Raw genomic sequence first — 23,649 nt, 5'->3', positions numbered from 1 at the left:
CACCTCCGGGCCTCAATGATCTGGATCAACGACCTGCTGAAGGCAACTGGCTGATCACAACGTCACACAGACCCTAGGTCAGCAGATCGTCGACCTGGGCCTCGCCGTCCCGGTAGCGGCGGGTGATCTCCGCGCCGCAGTCGTCCGCCGTCCGCTGAAGCCCCTGACGGCGCAGCGACACCTGCTGTTCGTACCCCACGAGCCGTCCCATCGCGGTGGTCAGCTCGACGTCCGTGCGCGCCTGGAGGTCCGACAGCTCGACCTCGGCGAGCATCTCCGCGGCCAGCCGCCGGTACTCCTCGCTCTGCGGGGTGCCCAGCGTCACATGGCGTGCGGAGGAGCGGTGCCGGGCCGGTGCGTCGGTCAGGATCTCCGACAGCCGCTCCACGACGGACGCCGCGCCCGCCGGGGAGCGCCGCGCCAGCTCGGCCCGCAGGATGTCGATCCGCCCCTGGAGCAGGCGCCGTACATAGCTCAGGTCCGCCTCGTCGCGCTGGGCGTCCCTGCGCAGCGTGCGCAGCTCCGGCAGGCTGAGCACGGTCAGCTCGTGCTCGGGCGGCTCCGCCGGAAGCCGCGGATCCGCCCCCGGGCCCGGATCCTCAGCGGTGCGCTGGGTGGGCGGCCGGAGAACCTCCAGCCGCCCCGCTTGGTTCAACACGACAGCCCCGGACGGCTGCCCGGTACTCGGTGTGCTCATATGCCTCTACCGTCCCCTCGACCGGCGTGTGGAAGCATGGTGCCATCCCAAGTGGCCGCTATGTGACCGAGTGCCCACGAACGGCCCCAGATGGGGGCTTAAGGATCAAAAAAGAAGCCGCTTACGAGGCACTTTCACGTACACGGCATGATGGCGGCATGCGAGCTGTGGTGCAGAGGGTGGACGGCGCGAACGTCGTCGTGGACGGCGAGACGGTCGGGGAGATCACCGGCGAGGGGCTGTGTGTGCTCGTCGGGGTCACGCACGAGGACACCAAGGAGAAGGCGGCCCAACTCGCCCGCAAACTCTGGTCGATCCGCATGCTGCACGACGAGAAGTCGTGCAGCGACATCGCCGCCCCGCTTCTCGTCATCAGCCAGTTCACCCTCTACGGTGACGCCCGCAAGGGCCGCAGGCCCACCTGGAACGCCGCCGCCCCCGGCGATGTCGCCGAGCCGCTCGTGGACGAGGTCGTCGCCCAACTGCGCGCTCTGGGCGCGACGGTGGCGACGGGGCGGTTCGGTGCGAAGATGCGGGTCTCGTTGACGAATGACGGACCGTTCACGGTTCTGCTCGAAATCTGATCACCATCGACATCTGATCACCGGCTGCGCACAGCCGATCGGCTCCCGCTCGTCGCTGCCGCTGTCCCGGGGGGGGACCATGAAGAGATCCGCGTACCTCACCGGCGTCGCGCTGCTCGCGCTGGTGGCCTGCTCGGCCGAAGGGAAGACCGGGAGCGGGAGCGGGACCGGCGCCGAGGTCGCCCGGGCCGCCCCCACGGTGACCCCCGGGAACCGGGCCCCGGCAGAGCCACTTCCCGCTCCCTACACGCTGAAGGCGCTGAAGGCCGCGCTGCTCACCTCCGCGGAGCTGCCGAGCCGCTTCGAGATCCACCGCACCACCGCCGCCGAACCCAGCAGCCCCGCGGCCGACGCCGCGGAGGTGGTGCGGCCGGCTCGGTGCGCGGGCCTGCGCAACCCGGACCTCAAGGCGAAGGCGGAGACGATCGTCGCCACGGCGCAGCTCCACCGGCCGAGCGAGGGCCTCGACCTGCACCGCATGTCTCTGGCCGCCTGGTCCGAGGCCGACGCGAAGGCCCGGATGGCGGCGCTGCGGACCGCGTTGGACCGGTGCTGGCACATCGAGTACGAGAACCCCGAGAGCAACGGCACCAGTCGGGCCGGCTTCCAGGCCGAGAAGGCGCCGAAGCTCGGCGACGACACGCTGCGGTACTCGCAGCGCTCGCGCACCGCCTACCTGGGCTTCACCGTCGTACGGGTCCAGGGTGTGATCGCGTACGTGCGGGCCGACACCATTTTCGGCGCCTCGCTGCCCGACGATCGACGTGCGGCACTCACGCCCAGGCCCGAGGAGAAGCTCATCCGCGCCCAGGTCGCGAAGATCGAACGGACCCTGGGCCAGGGGGCGTCGCACGCACCCTAGAAGCGCCTGCCGTCAGGGCTCGACCACGACCTCCTGTGCCGCCGCGGTGTCCCCCGCCACCAGCCGCGCGTCCACCGGCACATTCCGCTTGACCAGCGCGAGCGCGACCGGGCCCAGCTCGTGATGGCGGGCCGAGGTGGTGATGAAGCCGATCTTGCGGCCGTCGGGGCCCTCGTCCGCGAGCCGGAGCTCGGTGCCGTGGGCCGGCAGATGGACCTCGCTGCCGTCCAGGTGCAAAAAGACCAGCCGGCGCGGCGGCTTGCCGAGGTTCTGCACCCGGGCGACGGTCTCCTGGCCCCGGTAGCAGCCCTTCTGGAGGTGCACGGCGGTGCCGATCCAGCCCAGCTCGTGCGGGATGGTGCGGTGGTCGGTCTCGAAACCGAGGCGCGGGCGGTGCTGCTCGACCCGCAGCGCCTCGTGCGCCAGCAGCCCGGCCGCCGGGCCCGCCTTCGCGGCGTACGACTCCAGGTCCGCCCGTGGGAGGAAGAGATCGCGGCCGTAGGGCGTCTCGCGGACGACAACGTCCTCGGGCACCTCGGCGATGGAACCGGCGGGCAGATGCACCACCGCGAACTCGTCGGTGCGGTCGGCGACCTCGACCCTGTAGAAGAACTTCATCGACTCCAGGTACGCGAGGAGCGCCTCGCGCGTGCCGGGCTCCACATGCGCCCACACCGTCGCGCCGTCGTCCACCAGATACAGCGCGTGCTCGACGTGGCCGTGCGCGGAGAGGATCAGCGCCTCGGTGGCCTCGCCCGTCGGGAGGTCGCTGACATGCTGGGTGAGCAGCAGATGCAGCCAGCTCAGCCGGTCCTCGCCGGTGACGGCCACGACTCCGCGGTGCGAGAGGTCGACGAAACCGGTGCCGTCGGCGAGGGCGCGCTGCTCGCGGAACAGATCGCCGTAGTGGGCGGCGACGCCTTCGTCCACACCCTCGGCGGGCACGGCGCCGGGCAGGGTCAGCAGGGGGCTTTTCATACGACTAAGCCTACGACTCGGTAGTTGAACTCTTCAGCGCACTCTGTGCGGAGCTCTGTGCCGCATTCTGTGCCGCGCTCTTCGAAGCACAGTCCTTGCACCGGCCGAAGATCGCGAAGTGCTTCATGTCGGTGTCGAACCCGAAGGACTCGCGCAGTTTGCCCGTGAACTCGGCGGCCACCGACAGATCGGCCTCGATCACGTCCGAGCAGTCCCGGCACACGAGGTGGATGTGATGGTGCCGGTCCGCCAGGTGGTACGTCGGCGCCCCGTGCCCCAGATGGGCGTGGCTGACCAGCCCGAGCTCCTCCAGGAGCTCCAGGGTCCGGTACACGGTGGAAATGTTGACCCCCGACGCCGTCTTCTTCACTTCCGTGAGGATGTCGTCGGGGGTCGCGTGCTCCAGGGTGTCCACAGCTTCGAGCACGAGTTGCCGCTGCGGCGTCAGCCGGTAGCCGCGCTGCCTGAGGTCGCTCTTCCAGTCGGTGCTCACCACACCGGAAAGTCTAGAGCCACTCGAACGGCTGCCCACCGGATCGGCGCCTACTTGAAGAAGGCGATCCCGTCGTCCGGCAGGTCGTCCGGGAGGGCCTTGGCCCAGCGCTCGACCTCCTCCGGGGTGACGACCTTCTTCAGATGGGCCGACATGTAGGGGCGCAGCTCGACCTCGGGGGTCTGCTTCTCGCCGACCCACATCAGGTCGCTCTTGACGTAGCCGTACAGCCGCTTGCCGCCGGTGTAGGGGCCGGAGGCGGCGGTCCGCGCCACGGCGTCCGTCACCAGGTCGATCTGGGGCTTCTTGTCGGCGAGCTCGCCGTACCAGATCTCGACGACACCGTCGTCGCGGACCATGGTCACCTCGACCTTGCGGTCGGCGTCGATGCGCCAGAAGCCGTGCTCCGACTCCAGCGGCCTGACCTTGTTGCCCTCGCTGTCGAGCACCCAGGTGTGGGACTGGTACTCCAGGAAGTCCCGGCCGTCGTGCGTGAAGGTGACCTCCTGGCCGAAGTTGCACTTCTCGGAGCCGGGGAAGTCGTGCACGCCCGCACCCGCCCAGTTGCCGAGCAGGAAGGCGAGGGGGACGAGGTCCTTGTGGAGGTCGGACGGGATCTCGATCATGAGCAGCTCAGAAGTCTCGTACGTCGGTGATGGCGGTCAGCGCTGGCCCTGGTACAGCTTCTTCACGGTCAGCCCGGCGAAGGCGAGGACGCCGACGCAGACCAGGACCAGCAGGGCTTCGAAGAAGATCTCCACGGGGTGCTCCTCGATTGAGCGGAGGGATTGCGGTACGTGCACAGGGCCGGGCCCCAGCTTACGCGGCCGGGGCCCGGCCCTCCCTGTGAGGTATGCCCTCGCGGGCTCAGCCCAGCAACTGGCTCTGCAACGTCACCGTCTGCTGGAAGGGCACGGCCTTCGCGTTGCCCTTGCGGGACTGGACGACGACGCCGAGGACGTCACCGGCGGCCAGGTACGCCTGCCGGACGTGTTCGGCGCCGTACGGCTCGGCCTCGTCGTAGGCGAAGCGCGGGAACTCGCCCGGCCAGGGCACCTCCGCGAAGGCGTTGTCCATGACCGAGGTCTCCGTGCCGCGCACCCGGTACGCGGGGCCGCTGTACGGGGCGATGTCGGCGACCACGTCGTCCACCACGGCGGCGGTGCCGAAGTGCAGCAGATACACGCGGGTGTGCGTACCGTCCTCGGTGGTCCAGCCCCGGGCGGCGATGTGCCGCAGCCCGTTGTCGACGAGCTTCTGCCGCAGCTCCTCGCGCTCGCCGCTGTCGGCGTACTCCGCGAGGAAGCCCTTCGTGGGCAGCCAGCCGTCCCTTCCGCGCAGCGCCGGGTCCTCCTGTGCTCCCCTGGGGGCGGGAAGCAGGAGGGCCCGCAGGTCGGCGTAGTGGGCCTCGGCCTTGTTGTCCGCCGCGAAGGGCTGCGGCTTGCCGGACGGCAGGGGAGGCCGGGCCAGCGCCGGGTAGTCCCAGCGCCCGTCCGACTCGGTGCTGAGTCCCGGCAGCTCACCGCGCTCCAGCCCGGCGATCCCGTAGGCCGTCCCGGCCCCGACCGCCGCGAAGACGGCCACAGCGGCGGTCCACCGCAGTACGGCACGCAGCACTCGGCGCTCTCGCGCGGCCTCGGCGGGCGGTTCGGGGAGGGAGCTCGGCGCCACGGCCTCGTTCGCCTCGGCGGGCTCCACGGGCTGCGCGGGCTCCGCGGGCGGCGCGGGCTCCGCGGGCGGCGCGGGCTCCGCGGGCGGCGCCGGGAGCGTGGCTCCGGCGCCGGGTGACTGGTGGTCGGTCATACCGCCTCCCCCGGCTCCGCGATGCGGTCGAGCTGGGTGCTCAGGAGCATCGCGACTCCCTTGGTGTCGAGTGGCCGGACGCCGTCCGCCGAGGCGGTGACGAGGACGTCTCCCACGTAGGCGGAGCAGAACATGCTGTCGATGCTCTTCGTTGCCTCCTTGGGCAGGAGGAAGCACCTGGCGTTCTTGTGGCCCTTGATCTTCGGCCCCTCGCGGAACACGTCCAGCGAGTCGAAGACCTCGGCCGGGATCCTCGCCATGTCCCGCACGGCGGCCCGGTTGTCCATCTGGCTGAGCACGATGCTGACGGAGTAGATGTCCTCCACCAGATCCTGCTGGAGCCCGCTGCCGTACATGCTGAAGTAGCTGCGCATGGCCATGCCTGTGATGCGCAGCCGGTTCATCCGCTTCTCCAGCTGCCGCCGCTGCGAGCGCGGCAGATCACGCAGCGACTCCTTGTTCAGCGCGGTCGCCTCGGCCCCGGTGAGCTGTGTGTCCGAGCCGAACCGGCCCAGGTCGGGCCCGCGCACCCAGCCGTCGGTGCCGTACGGCACGAGCATCCCGGCCAGACCCTCGGCACTCGGCGCCTTGTCGTCGGCCTTGTCCGCCGGGAACTTCCACACCGGTGCTCCCGCGGCCCGGTCGGCGTCCCGCACCGTCACGACGGTGTGACCGACCCCGGCGACGACCGCCCCTACCAGCAGGACGGTCCCCGCTACGGCGGCGACGCGCCGGGGCCGGATCCACCGCTTGCGCTTGCCGGCGACCGGCTCGTCAGGTGCCTGGTTCTCAGTCACAGCCGCTCCATCTGCCGCTCGGCCAGGCCCAGGATCGTCTTCTTGGTGACCGGCTTCGAGCCGAAGGCGAAGATCTGCATCGCGATGTCACCGCGCCACGCGAACGCCTCCGCCGCGTACAGGGGCAGATAGCCGGCCTTCGATTCGGGCTCGGAGTAGGCGTAGGCCATGCCGTTCTCGGTGCCGGGGACGACCCAGCTGTCGGCGTCCTGGGTCTCGGCCCAGTACTGGTTGTCGTCCGTGATCTGCACGGCGCCGGCGGACTCCTCCTGCCGGAACTGGATCAGCCGTATCTCCACGGCCACGTCGCCCTTCTTCCAGCCGACGACTGCGGCGCGCCTGAACTCGTCGCTGATCAGCTCACCGAAGATGCCCTGTGGTTGCTCATAGGTGCGCGCGTAGTCGGCCAGGTCCATCCAGCCGTCTGCACCACGCAGCCATACGCCGCTCTTCGCCCCGCGCGGCTTCTTCAGCAGCAGCTTGCGCAGATCGCCCTCGGTGCGCACGCGGCGGTCCTGTGCGGCGGGCAGCGGCTCGGGCGCCGCTCCCTTTGCCTGGGGCAGCTTCGGCTGCGAGAGCGAGGGCAGCTTGTCCGGCTTGCGGTCGGCCTGGATCAGGTATCCGGTGCAGGTACCGGCGACGAGCCCCAGTACCGCGGCGCAGGCGATCAGCGCCGCCGTGCGTCCCCGCCGCCCGGCTCGGGGCGGCTCGGGAGGCGGTTCGCAGGCGGCTGGTGCAACCGGCACAACCGGCGCATCAGCCGCTTCCCGTATCTCTTCGGGTCCTTCCAAAACGTCCCCCCACGAACCGTGAAGCCTGAATTCCGTATGCGTGCGCACACAAGACCCGCAGCCCACACCCCGGGTTGTAACGGAGTTGATTACGATTCGGCCATGGCGAAGAAGCTGGTGATCAAGGTGACGGCGGGCGCGGACGCCCCCGAGCGCTGCTCGCAGGCCTTCACGGTGGCGGCGGTGGCCGTGGCCAGCGGCGTGGACGTGTCGCTGTGGCTGACCGGCGAGTCTGCCTGGTTCGCCCTGCCGGGCCGCGCCGCCGAGTTCGAGCTCCCGCACGCGGCCCCGCTCCCCGACCTGCTGGACTCACTGCTGGCCGGCGGCCGGGTCACCCTGTGCACTCAGTGCGCGGCCCGCCGGGACATCACGGAGAAGGACGTGCTGGAGGGCGTGCGGATCGCCGGGGCACAGGTCTTCGTGCAGGAGGCCCTCGGGGACGCGACGCAGGCGCTGGTCTACTGAGCCCGCCGCGGGCGCGCCCGGTGCGGAGTCCCGGCGCTCACCGCGGTCGCTTCTTGCCGTCCAGTTCGTCCCACCACTCGTCGGACTCCGGGTCGCCCGAGGGGTCGTCCCACCAGCGGTCCTCGGGACCCCGGCGGTTGGCGACCATCGCGGCCAGCGGCGGGATGACCATGGCGACCACGCACATGCCGACGGCCACCGGCACCGACCACAGACGTACGACGCCCCAGGCCAGGACGAAGAGCGTGAGGCACGTCCCCATCATCGCGAAGTAGATGTGACGCCGACGTGCGTACATGTCTCCAGAGTAGGTCTGTGCACGCCAAAGGGGCCGCACCTCGGGAGTCCAACCCGTGAGGTGCGGCCCCTCGGCCGTCACTTGCGATCAGACGGCGATCGCGACCTCCGCCAGGCCGCCCTGCTGGGCGACGACGGTGCGGTCGGCGGTACCACCGGGGACGAGTGCGCGCACGGTCCAGGTGCCCTCGGCCGCGTAGAAGCGGAACTGGCCCGTGGCGGAGGTCGGGACCTCCGCGGTGAACTCGCCGGTCGAGTCCAGGAGACGGACGTAGCCCGTCACCGGCTCGCCGTCACGGGTCACCTGACCCTGGATGGTGGTCTCACCGGGCTTGATCGTCGAGGCGTCGGGGCCGCCGGCCTTCGCTCCACACATGTCTTTCTCCAAGAGGGGTCTGACCGGAGGAAGGCCGGTCGGGATTTGCGGGTCTGTTCGCTTGCTGCGGGTCTTACTTGTTGGCGCCGAGCTCGATCGGCACGCCCACGAGCGAGCCGTACTCGGTCCAGGAGCCGTCGTAGTTCTTGACGTTCTGCACACCGAGCAGCTCGTGCAGCACGAACCACGTCAGCGCGGAGCGCTCACCGATACGGCAGTAGGCGATGGTGTCCTTCGCCAGGTCGACCTGCTCCTCGGCGTAGAGCTCCTTGAGCTCGTCGTCCGACTTGAAGGTGCCGTCGTCGTTGGCGTTCTTCGACCACGGGATGTTGCGGGCGGACGGGACGTGGCCCGGACGCTGGGACTGCTCCTGCGGCAGGTGGGCCGGGGCGAGCAGCTTGCCGGAGAACTCGTCGGGGGAACGGACGTCGACGAGGTTCTGCGCACCGATGGCGGCCACGACGTCGTCGCGGAAGGCACGGATCGACGTGTCCTGCGCCTTGGCCCGGTAGTCGGTCTTCGGGCGCTCGGGCACCTCGTCGCCGGGGACCAGCTCGCGGGCGTCGAGCTCCCACTTCTTGCGACCGCCGTCGAGGAGCTTGACGTTCTCGTGGCCGTACAGCTTGAAGTACCAGTAGGCGTAGGACGCGAACCAGTTGTTGTTGCCGCCGTAGAGGATCACCAGGGTGTCGTTGGCGATGCCCTTGTCGGACAGCAGCTTCTCGAAACCGGCCTGGTCGACGAAGTCACGGCGGACCGGGTCCTGAAGGTCCTTGGTCCAGTCGATGCGGATCGCGTTCTTGATGTGGTTCTTCTCGTAGGCGGACGTGTCCTCGTCCACCTCCACGATCGCGATGCTGGGGTTGTCCAGGTTCTCCTGGACCCAGTCGGCGTCGACGAGGACGTCGCTGCGGCTCATGCTCTTCTCTCCTCCGGGGCAGTTGCGGCGGGGCGTGCGAGTGCGAGGGGGTGCGTCCGCTCAGGGCGAGACGGCGCACCTGTGCCCAGGTTCAGGGCAGGGGGAACGCGGAAGTCGGAGCTTCCGCTCAGAAGGGGCGACAGAGCATGGCGGCAACGCGGCAGAGGTCTACTGCCCGCCGCTTCGTGAGATCCGCCTGTCCTCTCGACCGGAGGACGCTCGTCGAACACTGCATGGGCTCGATCGTAGGGACGGACAGGCGGGCGTGTCACCGGTGTGTCGCATGTTGAGACAAGATTGTCCGGGATGCGGGAAGGAAGGGCCGCCGAGGCCGCTCCGGCACGGCCTCCGAGCGGATGCATCGGCGGTCACAGCTACGGTGCGGACGGCGCCGTCTCGCCAATTGGACACGCGGTGTCCATCAAGGTGTTCATCGGGGTGTTCATCGGGGGTGCCCATCGGGGGGTGCGCCTCCACAGGGCATCCGCCGACGGTCGTACTACCCGGCGAGGCGGACGTTCGAGCCCTGCACCGTGATCTCGACCCCGCTCTTCGCGGCCCGGACCTGGTCGAGCCGGATGCCGCCGGGGAGACCGTCGATCTTCTGCTCGAAGTCGGTGATCGCACGGGCCTTGGACTCGGCGATCGCGGCGCCCCCGAAGTCCGGCAGAGTGTCGGCCTTCACCTTCACGGTGTCGCCCTCGGTGGTGACCGAGCTGAGGACCGTGACCGGGTTCGGCAGCTTGTTGCCGAGGACGGTGGCCTCGACGGCGACCTTGATCTTGCCGTTGCCGCCGTCGGAGAGGCCGACGACACTGGCGGTGACACCGGGGGCGACCTGCGTGGGCTCGGACTTGGCGGTCTTCAGCAGCTCGGCGTAGGTGATGGACGCGGTACCGGTGGCGGTGGCCGCGGTGGCGGAGCTGTAGTCGCCGGAGAACTCGACGCCCTTCATGTTCGCGGTGAGGTCGTCGATGCGGATCCGCTCGCCCTCGGCGCCGGCGGTCGCCTCATAGTCCTTGATGCCGACCTCGACGTCGTCCAGCGTGCCGCTCGCGACCTGGGTCAGGAACGGGAAACCCTTGATGGACACATCGGGGGCGGTGGACAGGTTCTCGTTGGCCTGGAGCTTGCCGGCCGCCTCGTCCTCGGCGAACCCGACGGCGAGCCGGTCGGCCAGCACGAAGAGGCCGCCGAGTATCACGACGACGATCAGCAGTATCCGCAGGGCTCGCATGTTGTGGTGTTCCCCCCACCTCGGCGGTCATCCATGACTGGTCGGACGGCGATCGGGTGGCCGTCCAGCGCGAGGGTAACCCTGAGGCCGGGGGTGACCGGAAGATTGTCGATCATCTGTGACAGGGGCGGGCCTCAGGCCACCGCCCGGCCCAGCAGGTACACCGCCGGTGCCGCCGCCGCCAGGGGCAGGGCGACGCCCGCCGTGAAGTGGACGAAGCGCGACGGGTAGTCGTAGCTCGCGACCCGGTGCCCGATCAGGGCACACACGGCGGCGCCCACGCCGAGCAGCGCCCCGCTCGCCCCCACCCCCGTCATCGCGCCCATGGCCACCCCGGCCCCGGCCGCCGCGAGCAACGCGACCACCACGGAGGCCGGCGTCGGCAGCGGCAGCGCCCGGGCCAGGACCGCGACGGCGACCGCCACCGCGCCCACGGTCACCGCGTCCGCCTCCGCCGCGAGATACCCGGCCGCCACGATCGCCAGCGCCGCCGAGGCGACCGTCGCCATCAGGCCGTACATGCGCTCGTCCGGGTCCGCGTGCGACCGCAGCTGAAGCACCAGTGCCAGCAGGACCCACACACCCAGCGTGCCGAGGATCGCCGCCGGGGACCGGTCGGCCGCCAGCAGCGCCACATCCGCCGTGAGCGCGCCCGCGAAGGCCAGCGCGATGCCCTGCCGGGCGGGCCACATGCCGTTCAGCCGGAACCAGCCCGCCGCCGTCACCGCCTGAAGGCCGACGAGCGGTACGACGAGGGCGTACGGCCCGAGGGCAGCCGCCGCCGCGAGCAGCAGCCCCAGCAGCGCCGTGAGCGCGGCCGGCTGCATCCCCGGCTCGATGATCGGGGAACGGCCCTCCAGCCGGGCCCGCTGGGCGTCCGTGACACGGGAGTTGCCGGAGACGGTCGCGGGCCCGTACGCGGGAGCGTCACCGGACTCCGCGTCGGCGTCGGGGCGGGGGGCCTGGCCCTGCGGCTGCCCGTACGGCTGGAACTGCGCCGGGGGCTGCCCGGGCGTCTGCCCGTGAACCTGCTGTGCCGCCTGGGCCTGCGGCTGGGCGTGGCCCTGCGGTTGGGCGTGGCCCTGCGGGTGCGCCGAGCCGTCCCAGCCGCCCGCCTGGTATCCCGCGGCCTGGCCGCCCTGCGACGGCAGATACGACGTCTCCGCCCCCGAGGCCGGCGTGACCGGCGCGTGCACCTGGGTCTCCCAGGTCTGCCCCTGCCACTGCTGTGTGTACTGCTGAGCGGCCTGCGGATCGTCGTACGGCTGCTGCCCGGGCCAGCCCTGCTGCGGCGCGGGCTCCTGCGGGGGCTGCCCGCCGGGCTGCTGATACGGGTCGTATCCGTCGTATCCGTCGTACCCCTGATACGGCTGGTCGGTCATCGTCACCCTCCTGCGAACGGCGGGAGCACCTCGACCGTGCCGCCGTCGGCCAGCCGTACCGTCTCATGTCCGCGGGTGCCCACGGGGTCACCGTCGACGAGGAACGAGCATCGCTGCAGGACGCGCACCAGTTCGCCGGGGTGTCGCTCGCGGGCTGCGTCGAGCGCCTCGGCGAGGGTGGCCGCCTCGAACGGCTCCTCGGCGATCCCGGCTGCGGCCTTCGCGGCGGCCCAGTAGCGCACCGTGACCTTGGGCATCAGGTTCCTCAATCGGTCGGCTGTGTACTCGGTCAGGCTAGCCGCCCTGTGCGACGGCCCAGTCCCCGATCCGGTCCAGCAGCTCCTCGCCGGCCGCGTTCTCGGCGTGCCCCATGCCGGGCTCCAGCCAGAGCTCGCCCTGGTCACCGGCCGCGGCGGCCAGCATCCGGGGGTGGTCGAGGGGGAAGTAGCCGTCCCGGTCGCCGTGCACGATGAGCAGCGGGGTGGGCGCGATGAGCGGCACAGCCTCGACCGGCGACATCGGGACGGGATTCCACCGGCGGTGATGGATCCGGGTACGGAATCCGTAGCGGCTCACCAGGCGCCCCTCCGGCCGGGTCACCAGCCAGTGCAGCCGGCGCATGTACGGCGTACCGCGGTAGTACCAGCGCGCGGGCGCACTCACCGACACCACCGCGTCCGCGTGCGCCCCCACGCCCCGCCCGCCCCGCCCCTCACCGCCCGGTCGGTCCTGCCGGTCCTGCCGGTACAGCGCCCCGTGCCGCAGCGCCACCGAGCCGCCCATGGAGAAGCCGACGGTCACCACGCGCGCGTGCCCGAGCTCACGGGCCCAGCGCACCGCCGCCGCCAGGTCGAGCACCTCGCGATCGCCGACGGTGGAACGTCCGCCGGAGGCGCCGTGGCCCCGGAAGGAGAAGGTGACGACGGCTCCGTGCCGGGCGAAGGCCCGCGCCACCCGTCGCACATGCGGCCGGTCCACATCGCCCGTGAAGCCATGGGCGACGACGAACACCAGGTCATCGGCAGGTGGACGTGAGGAGTCGTATACGACCGCACCCGGGTCGTATACGGAATCGATCGTCACGCCGTCGTCGGTGTGCAGAAACGTCCGCATAGGTGTACGTCTGGTTGTCTCAGAGTTCGGACGAACCGTCGATCGTGCCACATGACCTGCCGAACCGTCGCTCATGTCCGCTATTCTGCTGGGCAGAGGACTCGGGCAGCGTAGCCCCCGGGTCCTTTTGTGCTTTCGGAAGCGTTGTATACGACGCGGGAAACCGCAGGTGTACGGGCCTTCGGGATCGCAGAGCAGTTCCGTACCGCAATGTCCTCGCAGGGACCGAGGAGGAACCAGACGTATGAGTTCTCTGCTGCTCCTGACCAACGCCCTCCAGCCGTCGACGGAGGTGCTCCCGGCTCTCGGCCTGCTGCTGCACAACGTGCGCGTGGCCCCGGCGGAAGGCCCGGCACTCGTCGACACCCCCGGTGCCGACGTCATCCTCGTCGACGGCCGCCGTGACCTCCCGCAGGTCCGCAGCCTGTGCCAGCTCCTGCGCTCGACCGGGCCGGGCTGTCCGCTCGTCCTCGTCGTCACCGAGGGCGGCCTCGCCGCCGTCACCGCCGACTGGGGCATCGACGACGTCCTGCTCGACACCGCCGGTCCCGCCGAGGTGGAGGCGCGGCTGCGGCTCGCCATGGGCCGCCAGCAGATCGTCGCCGACGACTCCCCCATGGAGATCCGCAACGGCGACCTGTCGGTCGACGAGGCCACCTACTCCGCCAAGCTCAAGGGCCGGGTCCTGGACCTGACCTTCAAGGAGTTCGAGCTCCTGAAGTACCTCGCCCAGCACCCCGGCCGCGTCTTCACGCGCGCACAGCTCCTCCAGGAGGTCTGGGGCTACGACTACTTCGGCGGCACCCGGACCGTCGATGTGCACGTACGACGGCTGCGGGCCAAGCTCGGCCCCGAGCACGAGTCGCTGATCGGGACCGTCCGGAACGTCGGTTATCGATTCGTTACGCCCGAGAAGGTCGACCGGGTCGCCGAGGAAGCCAAGGCCAAGGCGGCCAAGGCAGGCCGTTCAAAATCGGACGATGCGGACGAGACGGCCGCCCTGGACGCCACCGAGGTCCGCGCCGACGCCTGACGGGCGTCCCGACGGGGTGTGACCAGCGTTGCTTTCGCACAGTCGAGCGACCCTCGGGCGACAGGGAAGCTCCTTCACGCCCTGCCCAGAGCGGGTCCATCCGCGTAGACTCCGCGCGTGGCCAAGGTGACTCGCGATGACGTCGCGCGACTGGCAGGGACCTCCACTGCCGTCGTCAGTTACGTCATCAACAACGGACCCCGGCCGGTCGCCCCGGCTACGCGCGAGCGTGTTCTCGCCGCGATCAAAGAGCTGGGCTACCGTCCCGACCGGGTCGCCCAGGCGATGGCCTCGCGGCGCACGGACCTCATAGGCCTGATCGTCCCGGACGCCCGCCAGCCCTTCTTCGGGGAGATGGCGCACGCGGTCGAGTGGGCCGCCGCCGAGCGCGGGAAGATGGTTCTGGTCGGCAACTCCGACTACGTCGGCGAGCGCGAGGTCCACTATCTGCGGGCGTTTCTCGGGATGCGTGTCTCGGGGCTGATCCTCGTCTCGCACGCCCTGAACGACCTGGCCGCCGCCGAGATCGAGGCATGGGACGCCCGGGTCGTCCTGTTGCACGAGCGGCCCGAGGCCATCGACGACGTCGCCGTCGTCACCGACGACCTCGGCGGCGCCCAGCTCGCCGTACGCCACCTCCTGGAGCACGGGTACGAGTACGTCGCCTGTATGGGCGGCACCGCGGAGACCCCGGCGGTCGGTGACCCGGTCTCCGACCACGTCGAGGGCTGGCGGCGCGCGATGGGCGAGGCCGGGATCTCCACCGAGGGGCTGCTGTTCGAGGCGCCCTACAACCGCTACGACGCGTATCGCATAGCGCTGGACCTACTCTCCGGGCCGGACCGGCCGCCGGCGATCTTCTGTTCCACCGACGACCAGGCGATCGGTGTGCTGCGGGCGGCGCGCGAGCTGCGCATCGATGTGCCGGGGAAGCTGGCGGTCGCCGGGTTCGACGACATCAAGGAGGCGGCGCTGGCGGATCCGCCGCTGACGACCATCGCGTCGGACCGGTCGGCGATGGCCCGGGCCGCGGTGGATCTGGTCCTGGACGACGGGCTGCGGGTCGCGGGGTCACGGCGGGAGCGGTTGAAGGTGTTTCCGTCGCGGCTGGTCGTCCGGCGGTCCTGCGGGTGCGCCTGAAGGCGCGTCCGACGGCCCTGCTGGGCGCCTGAGGTCTCGGTGGGGTCTGCTGCCGGGCGGCTCGCGGTCGTTCGTCACGGCATGTTCATGAGGCCTCGCTGAGAGCGCCCGACCGATTGCCGGAAGCGTCTTTACATCGGGCATACGCCCTTCTGCCGGGCTTCTCAGGGAGCACTCAGGGAGCTCTCATGGTCGGGCGACAAGCTCATTGCCATGACCGAGAGCTTCCGCCGCAGCGGCGACTACGACCACCCGTATCAGGGCGCCCAGCAGCACGCCTCCTCCCCCGTGAACCCCGAGTGGCCGCCCCCGCCGGCGCACCGGCCCACGGTGCAGGACGGGCCCGGGGGCCCGGGCGGCCCCACCGCTCTCCTCGCCGAGCCCGTCGCCCAGGCACCCGAGGCGCCCATGCCCCCGAAGTCGCGGCGGCGCAGCCGTGGTCCCGTCGGCCTGATCGCCGCCGTGGCCATCGTCGCGGCGGCGATCGGGGGCGGCACTGCGTACGGCATCCAGCAGCTGACCGGCAACGACACCGTCGCGAGCGCCGGCTCCGCCGACACCAATGTGGTCCCCGCGAGCCAGAAGGGCACCGTCTCCGGGGTCGCCAAGGCGGTCAGCCCGAGCATCGTCGAGATCAAGGCGGCCTCGAACGCCGGGTCGTCCACCGGATCCGGCGTGATCATCACGGGTGACGGCGAGATCGTCACCAACAACCACGTCATCTCCGGTGCCTCGCAGATCAAGGTGACGACCAGCGACGGGAAGTCGTACTCCGCCGAGGTCGTCGGCACCGACAGCAAGAAGGACCTCGCGCTGATCAAGCTGAAGGACGCCTCCGGCCTCAAGGCCGCGAGCCTCGGCGACTCCGACGCGGTGCAGGTCGGCGACCAGGTCGTGGCGATCGGGTCCCCCGAGGGTCTGACCGGCACCGTCACCAGCGGGATCGTCTCGGCCCTCGACCGCGATGTCACCGTCTCGACGGACGAGGGTCAGCAGCAGCCGGACGGTGGCTGGCCGTTCGAGTTCGACGGACGGCAGTTCAACGGCGACCCCGGCTCGGACACGACGACGTACAAGGCCCTCCAGACCGACGCCTCCCTGAACCCCGGCAACTCCGGCGGTGCGCTGATCGACATGAACGGCAACGTCATCGGCATCAACTCCGCGATGTACTCGGCGGCGGGTGCGAGCTCCGGGGACGCCGGCAGCGTCGGTCTCGGCTTCGCCATCCCGATCGACACCGTCAAGTCCGACCTGGCGACCCTGCGGTCCGGGTCGCAGACCTGAGCGCGCGGCACCCGAACCGAAGGAGAGGTCGAGAAGCCCGCGAGCATGCGAGGCTGAAGGCGTTCGGCCGTCCAGCCATCCAGCCGTTGAACCGTTGAGCCTTTCAGTCACCCGTCCCACCGCACCCGAGGATCCCGAGCCCATGAGCCCCGCCGATGCCGACCGTGCCCCCCAGCGCATCCTGATCGTCGACGACGAGCCGGCGGTGCGTGAAGCGCTCCGGCGCAGCCTCGCCTTCGAGGGGTACGACACCGAGGTCGCGGTCGACGGCGCCGACGCCCTGGAGAAGGCGGCGGCCTGCCGGCCCGACCTGGTGGTCCTTGACATCCAGATGCCCCGTATGGACGGGCTGACCGCGGCCCGCCGCATCCGGGGCGCCGGGGACACTACGCCGATCCTGATGCTGACGGCGCGCGACACCGTCGGCGACCGGGTGACCGGACTGGACGCGGGCGCCGACGACTACCTGGTGAAGCCCTTCGAACTGGACGAGTTGTTCGCCCGGGTCCGCGCGCTGCTGCGGCGCAGCTCCTACACGGCGGCGGCCGGGGCGGGCGCGGCGGCGGACGACGAGGCGCTGACCTTCGCCGACCTGCGCATGGACCTCGCGACGCGGGAGGTGACGCGGGGCGGGCGGCCGGTGGAGCTGACGCGTACGGAGTTCACGCTGCTGGAGATGTTCATGGCGCACCCGAGGCAGGTGCTGACCCGGGAGCAGATCCTGAAGGCGGTGTGGGGATTCGACTTCGAGCCGAGCTCCAACTCGCTGGACGTGTATGTGATGTACCTGCGCCGCAAGACCGAGGCGGGCGGCGAACCGCGGCTCGTCCACACGGTCCGGGGCGTGGGGTATGTGCTGCGGCAGGGCGGGGCGGAGTGAAGCGTGTAGCGCGCCGGTACCGGTCCCTGCCGATCCGCTCGCGGCTGGCGCTGCTGGTGGCGGCGGCGGTGGCGTTCGCGGTGGCGGCGGTTTCGGTGACCTGCTGGTTCATCGTGCAGGGCAAGTTGTACGACCAGGTCAACGCCGATCTCAAGAAGCTGTCGCAGACACAGCCGTACAGCCAGGTCGTGAAGCTCCTCGGCGCCTGCCCGCAGACGATGACGACCGACCGGAGCGACCAGAGCGGCGACAGCGGTCTGCGCACGCAGACCAACTACCTCCAGCTGGTCAAGGCGGACGGGACGCCCTGTGTCTCGGCGAACTCGGCGGGCACCGTCAAGGTCACCGACGCCGACAAGGACGTGATCGAGGACGCCGGTGACGGCGTCGGGAGCCCGATCGACCCGAGCGCCCTCGACGGAATCACCCGGGACGGCACCGACACGAACGGCAACGCCGTACGCGTGCTCACCGTGCCGCTGGTCGTCGAGAGCCCGGCGAGTCCGCCGCAGCTGTATCCCGACACCGCGCTCCAGATCGCGGTGCCGCTGAAGAACACCCAGTCCACGCTCAACGACCTCGCCCTGTTCCTCCTCCTCGTCTCCGGTATCGGGGTCGTCGGCGCCGGGGCCGCCGGCCTCGCCGTCGCCCGCGCCGGGCTGCGTCCCGTGGACAAGCTGACCGACGCCGTCGAGCACGTGGCCAGGACCGAGGACCTGAACATCCGCATCCCCGTCGAGGACGACGCCGAGGACGAGGTCGCCCGGCTGTCCCGGTCCTTCAACTCCATGACCTCCGCCCTGGCCAGCTCCCGCGAACTCCAGCAGCAGCTCATCGCGGACGCCGGTCACGAACTGCGCACCCCGCTGACCTCCCTGCGCACCAACATCGAGCTCCTCACCCGCAGCGAGGAGACGGGCCGCCCGATCCCCGAGGCCGACCGCAAGGCGCTGCTGGCCTCGGTGACGGCCCAGATGACCGAACTGGCCGCCCTGATCGGCGACTTGCAGGAACTGGCCCGCGCGGAAGGCCAGCGGGGGGAGCGCGTCCCGGTGATCTCCCTCCGGGACACGGTCGAGTCCGCCCTGCGCCGGGCACGGCTGCGCGGTCCGGAACTGACGATCACGGCCGACCTCCAGCCCTGGTTCGTACGCGGCGAGCCGGCCGCCCTGGAACGCGCCGTGGTCAACATCCTCGACAACGCGGTGAAGTTCAGCCCCGACGGCGGCACGATCGAGGTGCGGCTCACCGACGGCACCCTCACTGTGCGCGACCACGGCCCCGGCATCCCCGTCGACGAACTCCCCCACGTCTTCGACCGCTTCTGGCGCTCCCCGAGCGCACGAGCACTGCCCGGCTCCGGCCTCGGCCTGTCCATCGTGGCCCGTACGGTGCAACAGGCGGGCGGCGAGGTGCTGCTGGCCCGGGCGGACGGCGGCGGTACGGTCGCCACCGTACGGCTGCCGGGGGCGCCCACGGCTCCGCCGGAGTATCCGTAGGAGGCTCGTGGAGTTCGACGCGCGCCGCGTCGACGTCACCCGAATGTGCGCGGACGCGCCCCTCGCTTCACAGCCGCTACGAACGGCCCCCACGACGACGCCCCGAAGATCAGCGGATGTGCCGCGGGGACCTTGCTGTCGCGGACGGGGACTATGCCGGGGTAGCCGTCGGCGACCTCGACGCAATCGTTGTCTCCGCCTTCGCTGTAGCTCGACTTGCGCCACACGGCGGCACTGAGGTCGGGGGTGCGCTTCATGATCTGTGATCCTCCAGAACGTCCCTGGTGAGCGCGAGCGAGTCCGACGGGGACAGCGCCAGGTCGCGGAGCCGATCGTAGGACAATCGCTGCCGCAGAACGTCGTCAGGATCCTCGATCAACCGGCTGCAGCCGTTGCCTTCCTTATAGGCAACGGCACTCCCGTCCCCCTGCCACAAGAGGGTCAGCGACCCGTTCATATGGTGGTGCGCCCCCGCCGAGAACGGGAGTACTTGCAGCGCCACGTTGGGCAGCATCGCAGCGGTTTCAAGACGTAGTAGCTGGTCGTGCCACGTCTTGCCGTGGGCTGCCGGTCGCTTGAGCGCGAACTCGTCCATGATGATGCGCACTTCGGGCTCAGGCTTCTGCTGCAGGAGGTATTGCCGTCCGAGCCGTGCCATCACCTGCTCCTCGACAGCCTCCCCACCGTCAGCCGTTGTCTGAGCCCCAGACAACACCCCCCGGGCGAAGTCCTCCGTCTGAAGAAGTCCGGGAATCCCGAGAGCGAACTTCCACATGATCCGAGCCGTCGCCTCCAGCTCCATGAACCGCTTGTACTGGTCCTTGAACGCATCCAGCCGCGCCGCATGCCAGTGCCGAACCAGCAGGTCACCGGCCCCGTAGTACCCGTCCAGGTCCTCCATGACGGTCACCTTGGACAGCCGCTCACCCGTCTCCAGCCGGCTCAGGTAGCTCTTGTCGTACCCGGTGTCATCGGCCAGCTGTCCCAGCGTCTTACCCGCCTTCTCCCGAAGGAACTTCAGCGTCCGCCCCAGCACAGCACGCCCCGACTCCCGCTCCCCGTCAACGGCTTCGCCCACGTCACCCCTCCCCGTTGCCTGGCGCCCCAGGCAACACCGAACCTCTTCCGCAGCGTACGCCGCAGCTGTGACGATCTAGGCACGAACGGTAATCACCGCTCGTCAGGCCCCAGTCATGCCAGAACCCCCGCGACCGATGCACCTCGGTCCGGGGGCGTGGCCGACGCGTCTCCACGAAAGGTCGCCGACATGCGCGAACGTACCGCCGGACTCATCAGATCGCTACTGATCGCACTCGTACGGGTGCTGCTCCCCAGCCGGGAGCGGCACCGAGCAGCTCCGCCCCAAGCCCCGCTCATCACTGGGAAGTTGGACGCACCACCCCATCGTCCTGCCCCCGTACCCCTGTGCCGCTGCGAGCGCGAACGCATCCTGCAACGCCGCCGCGCCCACTGGGTCGCCACCTACGGCATCGACGCCGAGCTGCGCCGCAGGGCCGGACAAGGGGCCCCCTCATGAGTGCCTCCCAAGAACTTCGCCTCCTGCCCTGGACCACCCCCGACGGCAACCCCTGCTACCTCAGCACCGAGAGCGAGCACGGCAGACTCTCCCGGCTCGCCGACGACCTGGAGGCGGCGCAACTCGACTCGGGTGAACAGGTGCTCGCCGGAGCCAGGGCCGTCCTCACCGACGCCAAGGCCGGCGAACGCGCCGTACGTTTCGCGCTCGCGCGTGCAGCGGAGTCCCTGGAGGACGTACTCCGTATCGCGGTCAGCCGTGGTGGACGTATCACCTGACGACACCCTCGGGCTCTACTTGCCCCCGACCGCCAACCCCGCCCCCTCCAGCCGCACCCTGATCCCGTCCTCCTCCACCCGCACATCCCGCAGCCGTACGTCCCCACTCGGCGGTTCCGGGAGGCGGAAGCCCAGGGAGAGTTGGTCGGCGAGGACGGGGCGGGTGAGGCGGGGGAGGGCGTCGAGGAGGGCGGGGTCGAAGCCGAGGAGTTTGAGGAGCTCGGGGTGGTCGAGGGCCAGGTCGATGAGGTTGAGCTTCATCGCGCGCTGGGCGAAGCGCGGGGTTCCGGTCAGCTCGCTGAGCTTGGCCTCGTTGCGCAGGGCCTCGCGCACCATCGAGTCGGGCACCCCGAGGCGCCGTACGACCGAGGGGATCGACAGCAGCGCCTTGGCCTTGCGGGTCTCCCGGGCGATGCGCTCAACCGACCGCGGGCTCAGATGCAGACCGTCGGAGGCCCGGGCGCCCGGGCGGTACGTGGCCAGGTCCCCGATCTCCAGGCGCATGCCGGCGATATGGGTGGCGATGCCGCGCTCGCCCTCGCGCACGATGCTGGCCTCGGCACGCAGCCGCAGGTCGTGCCCGGCGACCGGCAGGGTGCCGCGCGCCCGGACCCGGTTGCGGCCCTCTCCGGTGAACGTCACCTGGGAGGCGCCCAGCTCACGGTTCAGGTCCGCGAAGGAGAGCAGGACGTCGCCCTCCAGGTGGGGGACGTCGGCGCCGCGCACCGAGACCGGGCCGTCGGTGTCCAGCCGTACGTCCTTCGCGGTCGCGGTGACCTGCGCGAGCGAGACCCGGTCGGCGGCGACGTCGGGGACGGTCACCTTGACCGAGTCCAGTCGTTCGTCGGCGAGCTGGGTGAGGAAGGGGAAGCCGGCGATCTCCACCTCGGGTGCCGCCGTCAGATGCAGGCGGTCCTTGAGGGTGTCCGCGGCTCTGCGCTCGGCGTACAGCAGGGCCCAGCGGTCCGCGAGGGTGAGGAAGGCGGCGAGGACGACCAGGCCGACCACGGCCTTCATGGCGAGCGGCAGCCCCGCGAAGCGACCGCGCCGGCGACGGCGGCTGCCTCGGCGGTGGTTGGGCGGGGCCCAGGGATCGTCCTGGGCCTCCGCCTCACCGCGCTCGTCCGGCAGGTCCTCGCGAAGGAACTCGTCCAGCGGGCCGTGGTCCGGTGGACCATCGTCCAAGGTGGCGAGTTCTTCGTATGGATTTGTATATGGATGCGCCGTTATGTGGTGGGGGGAACGCATCGGCCCATCCGACCATGCGCACGCCCCCCACCCGCAACCTCTACCGGGGGTTTGCGATCTAGTTCACGCTAATTCACTTCACCTCGCTGATTCACTTCCCGACCGCACTTCACTGCTGCACGACCGTGATCCGGTTCGCCGCCGGCGGAGCGATCGGGTTCGCGGCCGAGGAGTTGGCGGTCAGGTACTTCTCCAGCGCCGTCAGGTCGTCCGAGCCGACCAGGTCGTTCGTGCCCTGGCCCAGGGTCGGGAAGCCGTCGCCGCCGCCCGCGAGGAAGCTGTTCGTCGCGACCCGGTAGGTGGCCGTCGGGTTGATCGCCTCGCCGTTCAGCTTGATCGAGTCCGTCACGACACGGTCCGCGCCCGACTTCGTCAGGTCCAGCGTGTACGTCAGACCCGACGACACCTGGAGAACCTTCGGCGCCGCCGCGTTCGTGCCGCTGACCTGCTCCTTGAGCACCTGGATCAGCTGGGCGCCGGTGAAGTCCTGGAGGTTCACGGTGTTGGAGAACGGCTGCACGGTGAAGCCCTCGGCGTACGTCACCACACCGTCGCCCTCGGCGGCCTTGGCCGCGTAGGTCAGCGGGGCCCGGATGCCGCCGGGGTTCATCAGCGCCAGGTCGGTCTCCGGGTCCAGCTCCTTGCCGTGCGCGAGCTGGGCGTCCGCGATCAGGTCGCCCATCGGGGACTCGGTGCCGGTGCTGGGGATGTCGGCCGAGATGTGGCCGATCGCGCGGTTGCCGATGGGCGCCGCGAGGGTGTTCCACTTGCCGATCAGCCGGGTCATGTCGGGAGCCTTGGGGACGTCCCGGGTGACCACGCGGTTCGCCGACTTCACGGACGTACGGGCGATGTCGCCGGTGTAGCGGTCGTAGGTCAGCGTGGTGTCCGTGTAGAGGCGGCCGAACGACGCCGCCGAGGTGACCATGCGGGGCTTGCCCGACGGGTCGTCGATGCTGCACACGTACGCGGCGTGCGTGTGGCCGGTGACCAGCGCGTCGACCTGCGGCGTGATGTTCTTGGCGATGTCGACGATCGGGCCGGAGATGCCGTCGCCCGCGCCCGGCGCGTCACAGTCGTAGTTGTACGAGGTGGAGGCCGGGGCCCCGCCCTCGTGGATGAGCGCCACGATCGACTTCACGCCCTGGCGCCGGAGCACCTTGGCGTACTTGTTGATCGTCTCGACCTCGTCCTTGAACTTCAGGCCCTTGACGCCCTCGGCGGAGACGACACCCGGGGTGTCCTCCAGGGTCACGCCGATGAAGCCGACCTTGACGTCCCGCTTCTTCCACACCCAGTAGGGCTTGAGGATCGGCTTGCCGGTCTTCTCGTTCAGGACGTTCGCGGCGAGGTACGGGAAGTCGGCGCCCTTGAACTTCTTGTCCGTGTAGCAGCCGGCCGTCGGGTGGCAGCCGCCCTTCTGGAGACGGGCCAGTTCCTTGGCGCCCTCGTCGAACTCGTGGTTGCCGACGGAGGTGACGTCCAGGTCGAGCTTGTTCAGCGCCTCGATGGTGGGCTCGTCGTGGAAGAGGCCCGAGATCAGCGGGGAGGCGCCGACCATGTCGCCGCCGGCCGCGGTGATGGAGTACTTGTTGCCCTCGCGGGCCTGGCGCAGATGGGTGGCGAGGTACTCCACACCGCCCGCGTCGATGGTCTTCGTCGTGCCGTCCGCCTGGAGCTCGGTGACCCGGCCGGAGGAACCGGACGGCGGCTCCAGGTTGCCGTGCAGGTCGTTGAAGGACAGCAGCTGCACGTCCTGGTAGCGGCTGTGGTGGTGCCCGCCGCCGTGCTTGCCGGAGCTCTCCCCCGCGGTCGCCGCCCCGGGGAGGGCCGCGACCAGCGCGCCCGCGGTGGCGAGCGAGGCGGCGGTCGCGACCAGCGCATACGTACGTCGTCTGCGGTGGTCCTGGTGGGATGTGGCTGGCATACGCCCCCCTGTCGGTCGTGGATGTG

The 23,649-nt window shown here is 70.4% G+C and carries 29 protein-coding genes; 10 read left to right on the top strand and 19 right to left on the bottom strand.

Annotated features, from left to right (window positions below):
- Positions 1–73 precede the first annotated feature (73 nt).
- Positions 74–697, bottom strand: a complete 624-nt coding sequence (locus ACHBTE_RS31615; RefSeq protein ID WP_394728389.1) for an aerial mycelium formation protein — start codon at positions 695–697, stop codon at positions 74–76.
- Positions 698–855: 158 nt separating this feature from the next.
- Here ACHBTE_RS31615 and dtd point away from each other — a divergent pair, with 158 nt between their 5' ends.
- Together dtd and ACHBTE_RS31605 are read left to right on the top strand one after the other, a co-directional pair.
- Positions 856–1,281: a D-aminoacyl-tRNA deacylase gene (gene dtd / locus ACHBTE_RS31610; RefSeq protein WP_394728387.1), complete on the top strand. Its 426-nt coding sequence runs from the start codon at positions 856–858 to the stop codon at positions 1,279–1,281.
- A gap of 79 nt (positions 1,282–1,360) precedes the next feature.
- Entirely contained in the window at positions 1,361–2,143 is a 783-nt protein-coding gene (locus ACHBTE_RS31605; RefSeq protein WP_394728385.1) for a hypothetical protein, read from the top strand.
- Between the two features lie 12 nt (positions 2,144–2,155).
- On the opposite strand, the gene ACHBTE_RS31600 is transcribed toward ACHBTE_RS31605, so the two are convergent.
- From ACHBTE_RS31600 to ACHBTE_RS31575, 6 genes are all read right to left on the bottom strand, one after another.
- Positions 2,156–3,121 (bottom strand): YgfZ/GcvT domain-containing protein, encoded by a 966-nt coding sequence (locus tag ACHBTE_RS31600; RefSeq protein WP_394728383.1) that lies wholly within the window; start codon positions 3,119–3,121, stop codon positions 2,156–2,158.
- Between the two features lie 10 nt (positions 3,122–3,131).
- On the bottom strand, positions 3,132–3,617 hold the full coding sequence (locus ACHBTE_RS31595) for a Fur family transcriptional regulator (protein ID WP_394728381.1): 486 nt from the start codon (positions 3,615–3,617) through the stop codon (positions 3,132–3,134).
- 47 nt (positions 3,618–3,664) lie between these two features.
- Entirely contained in the window at positions 3,665–4,240 is a 576-nt protein-coding gene (locus ACHBTE_RS31590; protein ID WP_394728379.1) for an FABP family protein, read from the bottom strand.
- A gap of 241 nt (positions 4,241–4,481) precedes the next feature.
- On the bottom strand, positions 4,482–5,417 hold the full coding sequence (locus ACHBTE_RS31585; RefSeq protein WP_394728377.1) for a hypothetical protein: 936 nt from the start codon (positions 5,415–5,417) through the stop codon (positions 4,482–4,484).
- Positions 5,414–6,214 carry a hypothetical protein gene (locus ACHBTE_RS31580; RefSeq protein ID WP_394728375.1) on the bottom strand — a complete coding sequence of 267 codons (801 nt, stop codon included), beginning with the start codon at positions 6,212–6,214 and terminating at the stop codon, positions 5,414–5,416. Before ACHBTE_RS31580 ends, ACHBTE_RS31585 begins: the two co-directional genes overlap by 4 nt.
- A complete protein-coding gene (locus tag ACHBTE_RS31575) occupies positions 6,211–6,960 on the bottom strand; it encodes a hypothetical protein (protein ID WP_394728373.1) in 750 nt (249 codons plus the stop codon). The genes ACHBTE_RS31580 and ACHBTE_RS31575 overlap by 4 nt, the downstream gene beginning before the upstream one ends.
- Before the next feature lie 147 nt (positions 6,961–7,107).
- On the opposite strand from ACHBTE_RS31575, the gene ACHBTE_RS31570 reads away from it, so the two are divergent.
- Complete coding sequence (locus ACHBTE_RS31570) at positions 7,108–7,470, top strand: DsrE family protein (protein WP_394728371.1); 363 nt, start codon at positions 7,108–7,110, stop codon at positions 7,468–7,470.
- Positions 7,471–7,507: 37 nt separating this feature from the next.
- On the opposite strand, the gene ACHBTE_RS31565 is transcribed toward ACHBTE_RS31570, so the two are convergent.
- The 8 genes from ACHBTE_RS31565 to ACHBTE_RS31530 form a co-directional block, all read right to left on the bottom strand.
- The gene (locus tag ACHBTE_RS31565; RefSeq protein ID WP_394728369.1) at positions 7,508–7,768 is read right to left on the bottom strand and encodes a DUF3099 domain-containing protein; all 261 of its coding nucleotides are present in this window, start codon (positions 7,766–7,768) and stop codon (positions 7,508–7,510) included.
- Between the two features lie 87 nt (positions 7,769–7,855).
- Complete coding sequence (locus ACHBTE_RS31560) at positions 7,856–8,143, bottom strand: DUF1416 domain-containing protein (RefSeq protein WP_004986406.1); 288 nt, start codon at positions 8,141–8,143, stop codon at positions 7,856–7,858.
- A gap of 73 nt (positions 8,144–8,216) precedes the next feature.
- The gene (locus ACHBTE_RS31555) at positions 8,217–9,062 is read right to left on the bottom strand and encodes a sulfurtransferase (RefSeq protein WP_394728366.1); all 846 of its coding nucleotides are present in this window, start codon (positions 9,060–9,062) and stop codon (positions 8,217–8,219) included.
- A 127-nt stretch (positions 9,063–9,189) separates the two neighbouring features.
- Positions 9,190–9,297: an Ms5788A family Cys-rich leader peptide gene (locus tag ACHBTE_RS31550; RefSeq protein ID WP_384776107.1), complete on the bottom strand. Its 108-nt coding sequence runs from the start codon at positions 9,295–9,297 to the stop codon at positions 9,190–9,192.
- A 264-nt stretch (positions 9,298–9,561) separates the two neighbouring features.
- Positions 9,562–10,299, bottom strand: coding sequence for a DUF2993 domain-containing protein (locus tag ACHBTE_RS31545; protein WP_394728364.1), 738 nt, complete (start codon positions 10,297–10,299; stop codon positions 9,562–9,564).
- 134 nt (positions 10,300–10,433) lie between these two features.
- A complete protein-coding gene (locus tag ACHBTE_RS31540) occupies positions 10,434–11,681 on the bottom strand; it encodes a hypothetical protein (RefSeq protein WP_394728362.1) in 1,248 nt (415 codons plus the stop codon).
- 2 nt (positions 11,682–11,683) lie between these two features.
- Complete coding sequence (locus tag ACHBTE_RS31535; protein WP_394728360.1) at positions 11,684–11,938, bottom strand: MoaD/ThiS family protein; 255 nt, start codon at positions 11,936–11,938, stop codon at positions 11,684–11,686.
- Positions 11,939–11,975: 37 nt separating this feature from the next.
- Entirely contained in the window at positions 11,976–12,869 is an 894-nt protein-coding gene (locus ACHBTE_RS31530; RefSeq protein WP_394728357.1) for an alpha/beta hydrolase, read from the bottom strand.
- A 169-nt stretch (positions 12,870–13,038) separates the two neighbouring features.
- Between ACHBTE_RS31530 and ACHBTE_RS31525 the strand changes: the two genes are divergently transcribed.
- From ACHBTE_RS31525 to ACHBTE_RS31505, 5 genes are all read left to right on the top strand, one after another.
- Positions 13,039–13,827: a winged-helix domain-containing protein gene (locus ACHBTE_RS31525; protein ID WP_394728355.1), complete on the top strand. Its 789-nt coding sequence runs from the start codon at positions 13,039–13,041 to the stop codon at positions 13,825–13,827.
- A 117-nt stretch (positions 13,828–13,944) separates the two neighbouring features.
- Positions 13,945–14,967, top strand: a complete 1,023-nt coding sequence (locus ACHBTE_RS31520; RefSeq protein WP_394728353.1) for a LacI family DNA-binding transcriptional regulator — start codon at positions 13,945–13,947, stop codon at positions 14,965–14,967.
- A 213-nt stretch (positions 14,968–15,180) separates the two neighbouring features.
- The gene (locus ACHBTE_RS31515; RefSeq protein ID WP_394728351.1) at positions 15,181–16,254 is read left to right on the top strand and encodes a S1C family serine protease; all 1,074 of its coding nucleotides are present in this window, start codon (positions 15,181–15,183) and stop codon (positions 16,252–16,254) included.
- A 142-nt stretch (positions 16,255–16,396) separates the two neighbouring features.
- Positions 16,397–17,134 (top strand): response regulator transcription factor, encoded by a 738-nt coding sequence (locus ACHBTE_RS31510; RefSeq protein ID WP_394728349.1) that lies wholly within the window; start codon positions 16,397–16,399, stop codon positions 17,132–17,134.
- Positions 17,131–18,633 (top strand): ATP-binding protein, encoded by a 1,503-nt coding sequence (locus ACHBTE_RS31505; protein WP_394728347.1) that lies wholly within the window; start codon positions 17,131–17,133, stop codon positions 18,631–18,633. The genes ACHBTE_RS31510 and ACHBTE_RS31505 overlap by 4 nt, the downstream gene beginning before the upstream one ends.
- Before the next feature lie 35 nt (positions 18,634–18,668).
- Here the strand turns inward: ACHBTE_RS31505 and ACHBTE_RS31500 are convergent, their stop codons facing one another.
- The gene (locus ACHBTE_RS31500; RefSeq protein WP_394728345.1) at positions 18,669–18,890 is read right to left on the bottom strand and encodes a DUF397 domain-containing protein; all 222 of its coding nucleotides are present in this window, start codon (positions 18,888–18,890) and stop codon (positions 18,669–18,671) included.
- Positions 18,887–19,711, bottom strand: coding sequence for a helix-turn-helix domain-containing protein (locus tag ACHBTE_RS31495; RefSeq protein ID WP_394728343.1), 825 nt, complete (start codon positions 19,709–19,711; stop codon positions 18,887–18,889). Before ACHBTE_RS31495 ends, ACHBTE_RS31500 begins: the two co-directional genes overlap by 4 nt.
- 189 nt (positions 19,712–19,900) lie before the next feature.
- On the opposite strand from ACHBTE_RS31495, the gene ACHBTE_RS31490 reads away from it, so the two are divergent.
- Positions 19,901–20,170, top strand: coding sequence for a hypothetical protein (locus ACHBTE_RS31490; protein WP_394728341.1), 270 nt, complete (start codon positions 19,901–19,903; stop codon positions 20,168–20,170).
- Complete coding sequence (locus ACHBTE_RS31485) at positions 20,167–20,448, top strand: hypothetical protein (RefSeq protein ID WP_394728339.1); 282 nt, start codon at positions 20,167–20,169, stop codon at positions 20,446–20,448. The genes ACHBTE_RS31490 and ACHBTE_RS31485 overlap by 4 nt, the downstream gene beginning before the upstream one ends.
- A gap of 15 nt (positions 20,449–20,463) precedes the next feature.
- On the opposite strand, the gene ACHBTE_RS31480 is transcribed toward ACHBTE_RS31485, so the two are convergent.
- Together ACHBTE_RS31480 and ACHBTE_RS31475 are read right to left on the bottom strand one after the other, a co-directional pair.
- Positions 20,464–21,696 carry a DUF2993 domain-containing protein gene (locus ACHBTE_RS31480; RefSeq protein ID WP_394728337.1) on the bottom strand — a complete coding sequence of 411 codons (1,233 nt, stop codon included), beginning with the start codon at positions 21,694–21,696 and terminating at the stop codon, positions 20,464–20,466.
- A 109-nt stretch (positions 21,697–21,805) separates the two neighbouring features.
- A complete protein-coding gene (locus ACHBTE_RS31475; protein ID WP_394728335.1) occupies positions 21,806–23,623 on the bottom strand; it encodes a bifunctional metallophosphatase/5'-nucleotidase in 1,818 nt (605 codons plus the stop codon).
- Positions 23,624–23,649 lie beyond the last annotated feature (26 nt).

This window comes from Streptomyces sp. M41 (assembly GCF_043673425.1).
In the GTDB taxonomy this organism is placed as follows: Bacteria; Actinomycetota; Actinomycetes; order Streptomycetales; family Streptomycetaceae; genus Streptomyces.
Note: the sequence above shows the minus strand (reverse complement) of the source record. Positions and strands in the feature narration are given on the sequence as shown.